The organism is Seohaeicola saemankumensis, from assembly GCF_042678485.1.
GTDB classification, from domain to species: Bacteria; Pseudomonadota; Alphaproteobacteria; order Rhodobacterales; family Rhodobacteraceae; genus Seohaeicola; species Seohaeicola saemankumensis.
In genome coordinates this window covers 321,193-333,794 of record NZ_JBHTKR010000003.1, presented here as the reverse complement: position 1 = coordinate 333,794, position 12,602 = coordinate 321,193, and the positions used below count along the sequence as shown (strand labels likewise).

The 12,602-nt window shown below is 59.4% G+C and carries 13 protein-coding genes; 7 read left to right on the top strand and 6 right to left on the bottom strand.

The window, feature by feature from the left end:
• Nucleotides 1-95: 95 nt before the first annotated feature.
• Nucleotides 96-737, bottom strand: a complete 642-nt coding sequence (locus ACFQ3C_RS08485) for a class I SAM-dependent methyltransferase (protein WP_380790524.1) — start codon at nt 735-737, stop codon at nt 96-98.
• 85 nt (nt 738-822) lie between these two features.
• Between ACFQ3C_RS08485 and ACFQ3C_RS08480 the strand changes: the two genes are divergently transcribed.
• The 7 genes from ACFQ3C_RS08480 (at nt 823) to ACFQ3C_RS08450 (ending at nt 8,821) form a co-directional block, all read left to right on the top strand.
• Entirely contained in the window at nt 823-1,701 is an 879-nt protein-coding gene (locus ACFQ3C_RS08480; RefSeq protein ID WP_380790522.1) for a LysR family transcriptional regulator, read from the top strand.
• 146 nt (nt 1,702-1,847) lie between these two features.
• The gene (locus ACFQ3C_RS08475) at nt 1,848-3,167 is read left to right on the top strand and encodes an ArgE/DapE family deacylase (RefSeq protein ID WP_380790520.1); all 1,320 of its coding nucleotides are present in this window, start codon (nt 1,848-1,850) and stop codon (nt 3,165-3,167) included.
• A 193-nt stretch (nt 3,168-3,360) separates the two neighbouring features.
• Nucleotides 3,361-4,428 carry an ABC transporter ATP-binding protein gene (locus tag ACFQ3C_RS08470; protein WP_380790518.1) on the top strand — a complete coding sequence of 356 codons (1,068 nt, stop codon included), beginning with the start codon at nt 3,361-3,363 and terminating at the stop codon, nt 4,426-4,428.
• On the top strand, nt 4,425-5,327 hold the full coding sequence (locus ACFQ3C_RS08465; RefSeq protein ID WP_380790516.1) for an ABC transporter permease: 903 nt from the start codon (nt 4,425-4,427) through the stop codon (nt 5,325-5,327). Before ACFQ3C_RS08470 ends, ACFQ3C_RS08465 begins: the two co-directional genes overlap by 4 nt.
• The gene (locus ACFQ3C_RS08460) at nt 5,320-6,126 is read left to right on the top strand and encodes an ABC transporter permease (protein WP_380790514.1); all 807 of its coding nucleotides are present in this window, start codon (nt 5,320-5,322) and stop codon (nt 6,124-6,126) included. Before ACFQ3C_RS08465 ends, ACFQ3C_RS08460 begins: the two co-directional genes overlap by 8 nt.
• 29 nt (nt 6,127-6,155) lie before the next feature.
• The gene (locus tag ACFQ3C_RS08455; protein WP_380790511.1) at nt 6,156-7,181 is read left to right on the top strand and encodes an extracellular solute-binding protein; all 1,026 of its coding nucleotides are present in this window, start codon (nt 6,156-6,158) and stop codon (nt 7,179-7,181) included.
• Nucleotides 7,182-7,489: 308 nt separating this feature from the next.
• Nucleotides 7,490-8,821 (top strand): cytochrome P450, encoded by a 1,332-nt coding sequence (locus tag ACFQ3C_RS08450; RefSeq protein WP_380790507.1) that lies wholly within the window; start codon nt 7,490-7,492, stop codon nt 8,819-8,821.
• Between the two features lie 115 nt (nt 8,822-8,936).
• On the opposite strand, the gene ACFQ3C_RS08445 is transcribed toward ACFQ3C_RS08450, so the two are convergent.
• The 5 genes from ACFQ3C_RS08445 to ACFQ3C_RS08425 form a co-directional block, all read right to left on the bottom strand.
• Nucleotides 8,937-9,713, bottom strand: coding sequence for a methyltransferase domain-containing protein (locus ACFQ3C_RS08445; RefSeq protein WP_380790502.1), 777 nt, complete (start codon nt 9,711-9,713; stop codon nt 8,937-8,939).
• 173 nt (nt 9,714-9,886) lie between these two features.
• The gene (locus ACFQ3C_RS08440) at nt 9,887-10,324 is read right to left on the bottom strand and encodes a c-type cytochrome (RefSeq protein WP_380790499.1); all 438 of its coding nucleotides are present in this window, start codon (nt 10,322-10,324) and stop codon (nt 9,887-9,889) included.
• A 78-nt stretch (nt 10,325-10,402) separates the two neighbouring features.
• Nucleotides 10,403-10,684, bottom strand: a complete 282-nt coding sequence (locus ACFQ3C_RS08435) for a copper-binding protein (protein ID WP_380790497.1) — start codon at nt 10,682-10,684, stop codon at nt 10,403-10,405.
• 27 nt (nt 10,685-10,711) lie between these two features.
• Entirely contained in the window at nt 10,712-11,188 is a 477-nt protein-coding gene (locus ACFQ3C_RS08430) for a cupredoxin domain-containing protein (RefSeq protein ID WP_380790495.1), read from the bottom strand.
• 45 nt (nt 11,189-11,233) lie between these two features.
• Nucleotides 11,234-12,592 carry a multicopper oxidase family protein gene (locus ACFQ3C_RS08425; RefSeq protein ID WP_380790493.1) on the bottom strand — a complete coding sequence of 453 codons (1,359 nt, stop codon included), beginning with the start codon at nt 12,590-12,592 and terminating at the stop codon, nt 11,234-11,236.
• Between the last annotated feature and the right edge of the window lie 10 nt (nt 12,593-12,602).

Here is a 12,602-nt window from a genome sequence, read left to right as displayed (position 1 = left end):
TCAGGGTGTACCGGCCTCGGGTGATGTTCTGCGCCCGGTGGAATGCCCCGCCCACGATCCTGCATGCGGGGTGATGATGGTTGGGTTTGCAGATTTCAGGCGCGCTTGCGTGCAACGATATATGGCCGAACGTCTTTACCTTTTGCTGCGTGGCTTTCATTGGCCAGCAAGTCGAAGCCTGCTGCTGACACCAGTTGGGTCAGCGCAACGCTATTGAAAATCGAGACATAGGGCGCCTTTCCGACAGCCCGCATCGCGGGAAGCAAGAATTGCCGGATCAACAGGTTCATCTCACCGATGCAGGGTGTCTTTGAGATGAACAAACCACCCGGTGCAAGCATGTCGTGGATGCAGCGCAATGTGTCAGCCAAGTCCCGAACCAAGTGCAAGTAGCTGAAAGCAAGAACGGCATCGAATTGCATCCCTTGTGCAGCAAGGGTTTCAGCGGTTGCCTTGGAAAACGTCAGCCCCGGAACATGTCTCTCTTGGTGCTTCTCATGCGCGATTGCGATCATTTCGGTTGAAATATCTGTTCCAACATAGCTGTGAACGCTTCCCGCAAGCAGTAGGGCCGTCGTTCCTGTCCCGCAGCCCAGCTCCAGAACGCGGTCGGCCGGTTTCAACAGGGCGCGGGTGCGGTCGAGCGTCCGCTCGTAGCCTACCTGATCGGCAATCTTCGACTTGGCGTATTTACGTGCGGCACGGTCCCAGAAATATGCGTCGCTGCTTGGCATCATGATGTGGTCTCCTTTGCGACGCTGCGTATCATATGCGAAAAAAATGAAAATTGGCGAAAAATGAAACTGTGTTATGCATTTGTGCATGACTGCACTGGACTGGAATCATATCCGAGCCTTTCACGCGACGGCGACCACAGGCTCGTTATCGGCTGCTGCACGCCAGCTTGGTCTGACGCAACCCACGCTTTCGCGCCAGGTTGCTGCACTTGAGGCCACCCTGGGCGTGGTGCTGTTCGAGCGTGTGGGGCGCAAGCTTGTGCTCTCGCAAACGGGTAGCCAGATGCTTGAGCGTGTTGCAGTCATGGCGGACGCGGTGGACGTGATGGCGCTGATTGCCAGCGGTCAGGTTCAGGACATCAGCGGCAAGGTTTCGATCGCAGCTACCGATACGTATGCCGCGTATCTTCTTCCACGGATCATCGAACGCATCACGCAAGACGCACCACAGATTACCATAGAGGTTGTTGAATCCAATGAACTCAGCAACCTTCACCGCCGCGAGGCAGACATTGCGATCCGGCATGTGGCCCCTGATCGCCCCGGTCTGATTGGTCAGCACATCCGTGACACCGAGGCATATTTCTATGCCTCGGATGATTGGCTGGAACGCAACGCTGCGCCTGCCAGGCTCTCAGATCTTGGCAATGCCGGGTTGATCGCGTTTCAGGACACAGCGCGTTTCGCGGAGTATCTGCAAGACATTGGTATTCCCGTGACCCCTTCCGATTTCCGGCTGGTTGCAAACTCGGCAGTCACGGTCTGGGAAATGGTCAAGCGGGGAATGGGGGTCGCGCCCATGCTGCGAGAAATCGCCGACATCACGCAGGGGGTGACAAGGCTGTTCCCGGAGATGCCGCCGATCGTGGTCCCTGTCTGGCTGGTAACGCATGTCCAGATGCAGTCCAGCCCGCGCATTCGGTTTGTTCAGGATAGACTGGCCCACGACCTGGCCAGGATGTAGCCGCGCGCATAGTTTTCAGCCAGGCTCGCTGCCCGATTTCGTGTGGTACAGGCAATCAGGTGTGGTTCTTGCCGATCTCGCGTAGACTTTGCCAAAGCACAGACCGAAATATCCCCGAAGCGCCCAATCCACGGAAGGCATCGCGCATGACCAAGACATCTGGCACACCCCTGAACGCGCAGACCTGCCAACTCATATGCGACGCAGTCACAGACCGCTTCGACAAGCAGGTCTCATTTCTTGCGGATTTCGTGCGTATTCCCAGCCTGCGCTTCGAAGAAGCTCCGGCGCAGGATTTCATCGCGGCTGCTTTGCAAGACAGGGGGTACGAGGTCGATGAATGGCAAGTCAGACTTTCAGAGCTTGAGCCGCTGCCGGGCTTCGGGCCGATCCATGGTGATTTTTCCCGCGCGCGGACGGTCGTGGGCACCCACCGGCCCGGTGTAACGCACGGCCGGTCGCTTATCCTGCAGGGTCATCTTGACGTCGTGCCGACCGGCCCTGTGGATATGTGGACGCATCCGCCCTTCGAGCCGAAAATCATTGACGGCTGGATGTATGGTCGTGGTGCAGGTGACATGAAATCTGGAACAGTCGCGGCGATCTTCGCGCTGGATGCCCTGCGCCACGCCGGCTTTGAACCTGCCGCCCGCATACATGTCCAGTCGGTGATCGAAGAAGAGAGTACGGGACTTGGTGCGCTTTCCACGCTGCAAAGAGGCTATCGCGCTGACCTTGCCGTGCTTCCCGAACCCTCGGGGCATACTGTCAATCGCGCGCAGATCGGCGTGCTATGGTTCCGTATCGCGGTCAAAGGCAGGCCCACGCATGTTGCGGTGGCGCAGGAAGGCTCGAACGCGATCATGGCCGCGCATGATGTGATCCGCGCACTTCAGAAACTCGAGGCAGACTGGAATGCTCGCGCCGCGCAAGATCCGGTTTATGGCGATGTTCCGCATCCGTTGAACTTCAATCCGGGGCAGATCGCCGGGGGCGACTGGGCGTCCAGCGTGCCCGCCTGGTGCAATGTCGACTGTCGCATCGGTGTCTTGCCAGGTCAGGATCTGGCGGCGGCCAAGTCCGAAATCGAGGCCTGTGTCTCCGCGGCTTCACGCGATCATCCGTTCCTGTCCAACAATCCGCCCGAGGTTATCTGGAATGGCTTTCAGGCCGAGGGATATGTTCTTGGGCCCGAAGCCGAGCCGGGTCTTGCGGCCATGCGGCGCAGTCATGCAGCCGTATTCGGGAAAGGGGCTGAGCTGGCGGAACGGAAAATGACCGCACTGACCGATACGCGTTTCTACGGTCTTTACTACGGGATTCCTGCCTTCTGTTACGGCCCCCAAGCCGAAAACATTCACGGCTTCGATGAACGTGTGAACCTTGACTCCTTTCGGCGCACGACCGAGGTTCTGGCCCTTTTCATCGCGGATTGGTGCGGCCTGAATCATATGTCCGGCGGATGATCTTGGCGCGGGGGGGTATGGTGCGGTGCAGCCGCCGCTCTGCGGCCCTTATCACGTGATCCGGCCCCGGAATCGCGGATGAATGGGCCTTCTTGTGCAACTTTGTGGCGTGGCGCCAGTCACGCGCGGGCGTGGTGGGCTGTGAAGGCGGATTACCTTGCATCCATGCAAAACCTGTTGCACCCTTCCAAGGATGGATGTTCGCTCAAGCACTGAATGCGCTGTTGATGCGCGCAATATCGGCAAAACATATGGGGTTGGTTCCGGTGCCGTAACCGCGCTCGGTGACGTGTCTATCGCGATTGAAAAGGGGGAATTCTTTACCCTGCTTGGCCCGTCGGGATGTGGAAAAACCACCCTGCTGCGGTGCATCGCGGGGTTTGAAACCCCGACATCCGGCACGATCCATCTGTCCGGGCGCGACATCACCCATACGCCGCCAAACCAGCGTCCCGTGAATACGGTGTTTCAGTCCTACGCGCTTTTTCCCCATCTGAGCGTCGCGCAGAACGTGGGCTTTGGCCTGAAAATGCTGGGCAAGCCCGCCAAGGAGGTGGCCCGCGCGGTCGATCGCGTTCTTGCCCTTGTCAAGTTGGAGCAATTCGCCAACCGTCTGCCGCAGCAGTTGTCGGGCGGTCAGCAGCAGCGCGTGGCCCTGGCGCGCGCCCTGGCCCCCGAACCCGAAGTTCTTCTGCTTGATGAACCGCTGTCGGCGCTGGATCTCAAGCTTCGCAAGGAAATGCAAAGCGAACTGAAGCGGCTTCAGACGGAAACGGGGATCACCTTTGTCTTTGTCACCCACGACCAGGAAGAGGCGCTGACAATGTCCAACCGGATCGGGGTGATGTCGGCAGGGGCGCTGTTGCAGGTTGGCACGCCGCGCGACATCTATGACCGGCCGGTAAACCGCTTCGTCGCTGATTTCATCGGCGAGACGAATTTTCTCGAAGGCCATGTGGATGGCGGGCAGGTCCGGATTGGAACGGGCGATAGGCTGGGCGTTTCGCTGGACGGGCAACAAGGGAATGTGACACTGGCAATCCGACCCGAGCAGATCAGCCTGAGGCCCGCCGAGGGGGGCATCCCTGCCACCATTCTGGAAGCCAACTTTCTGGGCACTGACACCCATTACACGCTGGCGCTGAAAGACGGCAGTCATCTGGTGGCGCGCGTGCAATCCAATTCCACCCTGACGTTCCGCGTGGGCGACAGCGTGAGCGTCAGCATCGACGTTCAGGCTGTCCATGTCTTGAAGTCATGAGCGGCGCGGGGCGACCACGCAGCAAGGCCGTCGATGGCTGGCTTCTGTCCGCCCCGGCGCTGATCCTTCTGGTGCTTGCAGCCAGTGGTCCCTTGCTGATCGTGGCGGTCTATTCCCTGCTGGAAAAGGGCGACTATTCCGGCGTGCGCTGGATTCTTTCGGGCGAAGGCTGGTTTCGTGTCCTGTTCGAAAGAGACATCTTTGACCAGACCGTAAGTCTGGCCGATGCGAACCTTTCGATTTTCTGGCGCTCGGTCAAATTGTCGGTTGCAACCACGGTGATCACCTTTGCCCTGGGCCTGCCCACGGCATGGTTCATCGCGACGCGGCCCGCAAAAACACGCGCGATCTGGCTTTTTCTGATCACGATCCCCTTTTGGACCAACCTGTTGATCCGCACCTTCGCGATCATGGAGGTGATCCGCAATCAGGGTATCCTGAACACCTTTCTTATCCATGTCGGATTGATTTCGGAACCCATCCAGATCCTTTACACGGATACGGCCGTGTTGATCGGCATGGCCTATGTGTACCTGCCGCTGATGGTCTTGCCGCTCTATGCGTCCATCGACCGGTTTGACTTCAAACTGATCGAGGCGGGGTATGATCTTTATGCCTCACGCTGGCAGGTGCTGCGCGGTGTGATCCTTCCGATCATCAAGCCGGGGATCATCGCGGGAAGTATTCTGGTCTTCATTCCCAGCCTTGGCGCCTATGTGACCCCCCGTGTTCTGGGGGGCGGCAAGAACATGATGATCGGCAATTTCATCGAGCTGCAATTCGGCCAAGGGCAGAACTGGCCGCTGGGGGCAGCGCTTTCGACCCTGCTTTTGCTGATCGTTGTGGTGTCGCTGATCGTCTATACCCGCGTCTCATCAAGGGATGATCCCGGTGGCTAAACCACGCGCCTTCGATGTCACGACCTTGCCGGGATTCACCTTTGTCGCGATCCTGTCCTTCGTGCTGCTCTATGCCCCGATCGTGACGCTGGTCATCTATTCGTTCAACGGCGGAAACTCGGTCAACCAATGGGGTGGGTTTTCCCTGAAATGGTACGCGGTTGCAGCCCAGAACCAGGCCGTGCAAGAGGCCACGGCCCGCTCGTTGATCATCGCGGTCTGGGCCTCGGTCATCTCGACGGTGGTGGCGACAATGGCGGCGCTGGGCACAACCCGGCGCGGGAAGTTCAAGGGGCAAACGATCATCTATGTCATCATCAACCAGCCGCTGATGGTGCCCGAGATCGTGACAGCCGTGGCGCTGCTGATCTTCTTTTCCTCGGTCAAGGTCGTCACGGGCTATAGTGGCCTGGGTTATCTGATCATTGCACATTCCGCCTTTTGCGTGCCCTTCGCCTATCTTCCCATCAAGGCGCGACTGGAGGGGATGGACACCACGATGGAAACCGCCGCGGCCGACCTTTACGCAACGCGCTGGCAGACGTTCCGATACGTCACCCTGCCGCTACTTTTGCCCGGTGTCATTGCGGGGGCGATGCTTGCGTTCATCATCTCGCTCGACAACGTCATTATCACCGAATTTGTAAAATCCGCCGGACAGGATACACTGCCCACCTACATGCTGGGCCAATTGCGCCGGGCTTTGACGCCCGAGGTGAACGCGATCTCGACCGCGCTTCTGGCGCTGACGGTGATCATCCTCACGGCCTTTTTCTTTGTCACCAAGAAGCGGGAGTAACCTGCATTTCAACAACAGTGGAGAAGCAAATGAAAACTTATCTTATCGCAACGACAGCCCTGCTGGGCAGTGCCCTGGGCGCCCTGGCCGATGGGCAACTCAACCTCTACAACTGGGGCAATTATACCAGCCCGGAACTGATCCAGAAGTTCACGGACGAGACAGGGATCGCGGTGACGATCACCGATTACGACAGCAACACCACAGCGCTGACCAAGGTCGAGGCCGGTGGATCGGGTTTTGATCTTGTGGTGCCTTCCGCCAATTACATTCCCGTCTACGTCCGCAAGGGCCTGATCGCCGAGCTTGATCATTCCCGGATACCGAATATCGGCAATATCGCCGCTGAATGGAAAGATGTGCCATGGGATCCGGGCCGTACCCATTCGGTTCCGTGGCAGTGGGGATCTGTCGGCATTGCGGTCAACACCAGCGTCTACAGCGGTGACGTGAACACGTCAGAACTGTTCATGGACCCACCGCCGGAATTGGTTGGAAAGATCAACGTCGTCCCCGAGATGACGGATGTGATCAACATGGCGATCTTCAATCTTGGCGGCGAGGCCTGTACCGAGGACCTCGTGTTGCTCAAGAAGGTGCGCGACAAGATGATGGCGGCAAAGCCGAAATGGCTTTCGATGGACTATGGCACCACTGACAAGCTGTCCTCGGGCGATTACGCGGCTTCCGTGAACTGGAACGGCTCGACCATGCGCGCCCGTATCAACAATCCCGACATCGTGTACGGCTATCCGAAAGAGGGCTACCCCCTGTTCATGGACTCCGTCGCCCTGTTGTCCGACGCGCAAAACGTCGATGAGGCTTACCAGTTCATCAACTTCATCCTGGAGCCGGAAAACGCCGCGATGATCTCTGGCTTTGCGCGCTATGCCAACGGGGTCGCGGGTTCCGAAGAATTCATGCCGGAAGACATGAAAACCGCGCCCGAGATCGTCACACCGGCAGAGTTCGCCGCGGGGGGCAAGTTCCTGCCAACATGCCCTCAGTCTGCGGTCGATCTTTACACCGCGATCTGGACGGAACTGCTTAAATAAACCATGGCAGACGGGGCCGTTTCATGGCCCCGTCCCGCGCCCGGTTCGCGCAAGGCGTGGGCCTTGGGGGTGCACGGATCACATCCCGATAGGTTGAAACCGAAGCCGGATCTGCAGCCCATCGAAATCCCGACCAAGGGCAGCCATACAGGCAGTGCAGCCGCCCGGAAACATCAAATTTTGCTCAAACCCGGCGCAGGATGCCCGATGAACGGCTCGAATGTCGAAGAGTGTTGATTGAGGTGCTGCAAAGGGACATGGTGGCGGACTTTCCACGCCTGTCGGACTTGGATCAAGGGAAATCGGGAATGGTATCAGAGGCTGCACTATCCCACATACCGGGGCCGCCCGCGCCACCGATTGTGGGCCACACCCTGCGTATCGTGCGCGATTCATATGGGCTTCAGCAGACATCCATCGCGCGCTATGGATCGGTCTACAAGGTCAAGTTGCTGGGCACCTGGCGGGTCAATCTTTGCGGTGCCGATGCCTTGGAAATGGTATTGCTGGACCAGCATCAGAACTTTTCATCCAAGGTCGGCTGGGATGCGTTGAAGCGCCTCTTTCCCGGCGGGCTGATGTTGCAGGATTTCGCAGAGCATCGTCAGAACCGGCGGATCATGCAGGCGGCCTTTCGTGCGCCGGCCTTGCGCGATTACACCCATCGCATGGCCGATGCGATGCAATCGCTTGTCGCGGAATGGCCCGTAGGAAAAGAGTTTCTCTTTTACGACGCCATCAAGGATCTGACCTTGCGTCTGGGCTGCTCCGTGTTCATGGGCTTGCCGCCGGACGGCGATCTGGCCCGCAAGCTGAACAGGGCCTTCATCAATGAAATCCGGGCAGCGCTTTCGGTGATCCGCTATCCCGTGCCCTTTACGCCCATGTGGCATGGCGTGCGCGGCCGGGCCTTCCTGCGGGACACGTTTCGTAGCCTTATCGCGGAACGTCGTGCGGCACCGGGCGAGGATTTCTTCTCGCAGATGTGTCTGGCCAAGGACGAGGACGGCAAGGGCTGGAGCGAGGACGAGATACTCGATCAGTTCAACTTCCTGATGATGGCCGCGCATGACACCACATCAACGGCACTCAGCACGATGATATGGGCCCTTGGCGCGCATCCTGAATGGCAGGATATTCTGGCGGCGGAAGTTGCGCAGATCGGCGATGGTCCTCTTGATAATGATGCCCTGGCGCTGATGACGCAGACCGAGCAGGTCTTCAAGGAAGCGCTGCGACTTGTGCCGCCGGTTCCGTTCATACCGCGCTATGCGATTGAAGGGTTCACCTGGAAGGGTTTCGATATCCCAGCAGGCACCGCGATTACGCTGAACCCGGGAATAACGATGCTGTCGCCGGAATTTTTCACCGATCCCGAGCGGTTTGATCCCTCGCGTTTCTCGCCGAACCGTGCAGAGGATCAGGCCCATAAATTCGCGTGGACCCCGTTTGGCGGTGGCGCGCACAAGTGCATCGGGATGCATTTCTCGACGTTGCAGGTCAAGCTTTTCATCGCAACCCTGTTACGCAAGCGGCGTGTCGCATTGGCAAAACCATCCGCAACCGAATGGCAACGCATGCCGATCCCGCAACCCAAGAACCGCCTTCCGGTCATCTTGCATCATGTCGCGACACCTTGAGTCTGCGGGGCGATCCAGGGGCGTGACGTCGCGCGCTTTCCCTGATCCGGTTTGATATGTGGACCCTGGCCCGACACAAAGGACCAGGGATGCCGGCCAACCCACACGCCGCAATCTACCGTTTGATGGCGCTCATCCGGTAATATGTCAGGGAAAAGAAGAAGCGCCCCTGCTGTGCAAGCGCCACTTGTTCGTCAAACCAGGCTTGAGCTTCGGCTGCGCTGACGTGACCGTTTTCCGATGCGTAGCGTGACATCAGATGCATCAGCATGAAAGCAATGCCATCTGGCCGCAAAGTCACATCGCAGAAGGTAAAGGGGGCGACGTCTATCGCGGTAAACCCTGCCTCTCGTGCCAGACAAGGCCAGAGAGCCGCCACACGCGCTTCTGTGTAATGGTGATCCCACGCCGCCTGAATGCGCCGCATTCGATCGCCATCCTCGGAAAACCAGTCGAGGGTATTGCAACCTGTATCGACTGCAACAAACCGCCCACCGGGGCGCAGAACGCGGCTTGCCTCATGCATCGCCGCCGGAATATCCCGAAGATACTCAAGCACCTGAAGGGCGACGGCCTTGTCGGCGCATCCATCTTCCATCGGCAGCGCATCTGCCAAACCGTCCATGATCCGAACCGTTGGAAATGCCGCACATCGCGCAGCGGCAGGCGCGCGCATGTCTTCGCTGGGGTCCACGCCAACAACAAGTCCGGTCGTTCCCACCGCGCGCGCAACCTCTTCGGTCAGCAGGCCATTGCCGCAACCGATATCGACGACAACGTCCCCTGCAGAAAGGTGCAGCGCATCATAGGCCATCCGCCTGCGTCGACTTGCGTCCCCGCCCTTGTAGGCGATCTCAAGCAGGTCGGTGGTTTCCTTGTCAAACTTGAGCATGCCCATTCATAGCGGATCAAAGCATTTCAGGGAATACGATGCGCCCGACACAGGATCCGGCACCTTGGCTGAGGCTGGCGGGACCAAAAATGTCATGCCTCGGCCATCAGTGACGCAACACCGCAAAGCAAGGGGGCGCCGCGCGCTGGGCGGGATCATGACGGCCCGTCGGATCAGTTGATACCGTTTTCGCGCTGCAACGCGCGGACATAGGCCACGATATTCAGTACATCGGCCCGCGTGACACCTGCGACGGGTGGCATGTCGCCAAAGCGCCAATGATGCGCCCGCACCCCGTTCTGTGCCGCCAGGATGAATGCCGCATCGCCGTGGTGGCCGGGCTCATAGATCTTGTGGACAAGCGGTGGGGCGACACCCTGGCGGCCCCTTGCATTTGCGCCGTGGCAGGCGGCACAAGCGGCATCGAAGCCGCGCTTGCCCATCTGCTCGGCCGGGCTGAAGCTGGCCGGGATCAGTACGGCAACCATCGCATCCCCTTCCAGCGCTGCATCCGCGCGCGGGTCTGTCCTGTCGGTGTCCGCAGGCTGCATCAGGGAAAAGGCGCCGATCGCCGCGGCGGCAAGGGCTGTCCCCAAAACCAATCGTTTCATGCCGTGTCCTTGAGTCCCGGGGCGCACATCTGATCCCCCGCAGAGGGGATCAGATGCGGCCATGTCCGATCCTGGCGCCTATTTCAGCGCCGTGACCTTCAGCTTGCCTTCAACGCGATCGGCGGTGAATTCGATCTCGTCACCCTCGGCCAGCTTGGCGATCAGCTCTGCGTCGGCGCGGAACACCATCGTCATGGCGGGCATATCGAGGCTGACCAGTTCTTCATGGATGATCGTGACCTTGCCGGCAGGTGCATCCACTTTCTTGACGACGCCCTTGGTAAAGGTTTCGGCAAATGCGACCGTCGTGCCAAGCGTCAGCGCAAGGGTGGTCATGGTCACTGTCTTGAGAATGTTCATTCCGGTTTTCCTTTTCTGTCAGGGGTGTCAGTTGACGATGAGCGGGCCATGCATCCCGGCGGCGTAATGACCGGGGATCAGGCAGGCGAATTCGAATGTTCCCTTGTTGGTAAAGGTCCACAGGATCTCGCCCTTGGCACCGGGTTCCAGCCGGACCGCGTTCGGATCGTCATGCTCCATCTCGGGGAACTTCTCCATCAGCGCTTTGTGCTCGACGTTCTTTTCAGGGGAATCCATCACGAATTCATGGTCCAGCTCGCCTGCGTTGGTCACGACGATCCGCACGGTTTCGCCTGCGTTGAAATCCAGCCGGGCAGGCTCGAACACCATCGCGCCATCTTCGGTTTCGCGCATGGCCACCTCGACGGTGCGATCCGCCGCGCCCTTCGCAGGTGCGCCGATCGCCATCATGTCATGCCCATGCCCACCGGCATGGGTTCCCGCCGCCAGTGCCACGCCGCCAAAAGACATGACGAAGGTTGTCGTCAGCAGTATCGTTTTCATTCTCGGGGTCCTTTTCACTGGATGATCTGGTGTTTGCAGGGGCGGTCAGCCCTTGCTGTCGGGTTTGGGGGTCAATCGGGTGCGCGCGTCATTGACGCGGGTGAATTCGGGCAGCTCGCCTGTCCATTCATAGGCCTGCTCGCCCGGCGGGTTCTGATACCAGCCGGGATCGGCGTAATCGTCCGGGGCAATACCCTCGCGTACCTTCACGACCGAGAACATGCCTCCCATCTCGATCGGGCCATGCGGTCCCCAGCCGGTCATCATCGGCACCGTATTGTCAGGCAGTTCCATTTCCATCGTGCCCATGTCGGCCATGCCCGCTGTGCCCATCGGCATGTATTCCGGCTGGAAGCTGCGGATCTTGCGGGTCAGCTCTGCCTTGTTCACACCGATGAATGTGGGCACATCATGGCCCATCGCGTTCATCGTGTGATGCGACTTGTGGCAGTGAATCGCCCAGTCCCCCAGGTGATCGGCCGTGAACTCATAGGCGCGCATCGCGCCCACGGGGATGTCGATGGATACTTCGGGCCATTGCGCGCTTTCGGGCACCCATCCGCCATCGGTGCATGTCACCTTGAAGTCATAGCCATGCATGTGGATCGGATGGTTCGTCATCGTCAGGTTGCCGACCCGCACCCGCACCCTGTCGCCCTTGTTGACCACCAGAGGGTCGATATCGGGGAAGATGCGGCTGTTCCATGTCCAGAGGTTGAAATCCGTCATCGTCATGATCCGTGGCACATAGGTGCCGGGATCAATGTCGAAGGCGTTCAGCATGATCAGGAAATCGCGATCCACCGGGCGGAAGGTCGGGTCCTTGGGATGCACGATGAACATGCCCATCATCCCCATCGCCATCTGCACCATCTCATCGGCATGCGGGTGATACATGAAGGTGCCGGACTTGATCAGGTCGAATTCGTAGACATAGGTCTTGCCCGGCGGGATCGCCGGATGGCTCAGGCCGCCGACACCGTCCATGCCGGAGGGCAGGATCAGCCCGTGCCAGTGGATCGTGGTATGTTCCGGCAGCTTGTTGGTGACGAAGATGCGTACCCTGTCGCCTTCCACGGCCTCGATCGTGGGGCCGGTCGATTGCCCGTTATACCCCCACAGATGCGCGACCATTCCTTCGGCCAGTTCACGCTCGACGGGTTCGGCGACAAGGTGGAATTCCTTCACGCCATTGTTCATGCGGTGCGGCAGCGTCCAGCCGTTCAGCGTGACCACAGGGGTGTAATCCGGCCCTGACGTCGGGCGCGGCGTGATCTGGGTTGCGGCGCTATCCATGAACGCGGCCTCGGGCAGGCCCATGTTCGCGGTCTGGCCCCAGGATCTTGACGAGACAAGCGCCGCACCCGCCGCACCTGCCCCCAGCAATTGACGTCTGTTGAACATCTCATTCGTC

Excerpts from the sequence above, each read along its gene's own strand:
- ACFQ3C_RS08485 (WP_380790524.1), bottom strand. The coding sequence starts at position 737 with ATGATGCCAAGCAGCGACGCATATTTCTGGGACCGTGCCGCACGTAAA.
- ACFQ3C_RS08480 (WP_380790522.1), top strand. The coding sequence starts at position 823 with ATGACTGCACTGGACTGGAATCATATCCGAGCCTTTCACGCGACGGCG.
- ACFQ3C_RS08475 (WP_380790520.1), top strand. The coding sequence starts at position 1,848 with ATGACCAAGACATCTGGCACACCCCTGAACGCGCAGACCTGCCAACTC.
- ACFQ3C_RS08470 (WP_380790518.1), top strand. The coding sequence starts at position 3,361 with ATGGATGTTCGCTCAAGCACTGAATGCGCTGTTGATGCGCGCAATATC.
- ACFQ3C_RS08465 (WP_380790516.1), top strand. The coding sequence starts at position 4,425 with ATGAGCGGCGCGGGGCGACCACGCAGCAAGGCCGTCGATGGCTGGCTT.
- ACFQ3C_RS08455 (WP_380790511.1), top strand. The coding sequence starts at position 6,156 with ATGAAAACTTATCTTATCGCAACGACAGCCCTGCTGGGCAGTGCCCTG.
- ACFQ3C_RS08450 (WP_380790507.1), top strand. The coding sequence starts at position 7,490 with ATGGTATCAGAGGCTGCACTATCCCACATACCGGGGCCGCCCGCGCCA.
- ACFQ3C_RS08445 (WP_380790502.1), bottom strand. The coding sequence starts at position 9,713 with ATGCTCAAGTTTGACAAGGAAACCACCGACCTGCTTGAGATCGCCTAC.
- ACFQ3C_RS08440 (WP_380790499.1), bottom strand. The coding sequence starts at position 10,324 with ATGAAACGATTGGTTTTGGGGACAGCCCTTGCCGCCGCGGCGATCGGC.
- ACFQ3C_RS08435 (WP_380790497.1), bottom strand. The coding sequence starts at position 10,684 with ATGAACATTCTCAAGACAGTGACCATGACCACCCTTGCGCTGACGCTT.
- ACFQ3C_RS08430 (WP_380790495.1), bottom strand. The coding sequence starts at position 11,188 with ATGAAAACGATACTGCTGACGACAACCTTCGTCATGTCTTTTGGCGGC.
- ACFQ3C_RS08425 (WP_380790493.1), bottom strand. The coding sequence starts at position 12,592 with ATGTTCAACAGACGTCAATTGCTGGGGGCAGGTGCGGCGGGTGCGGCG.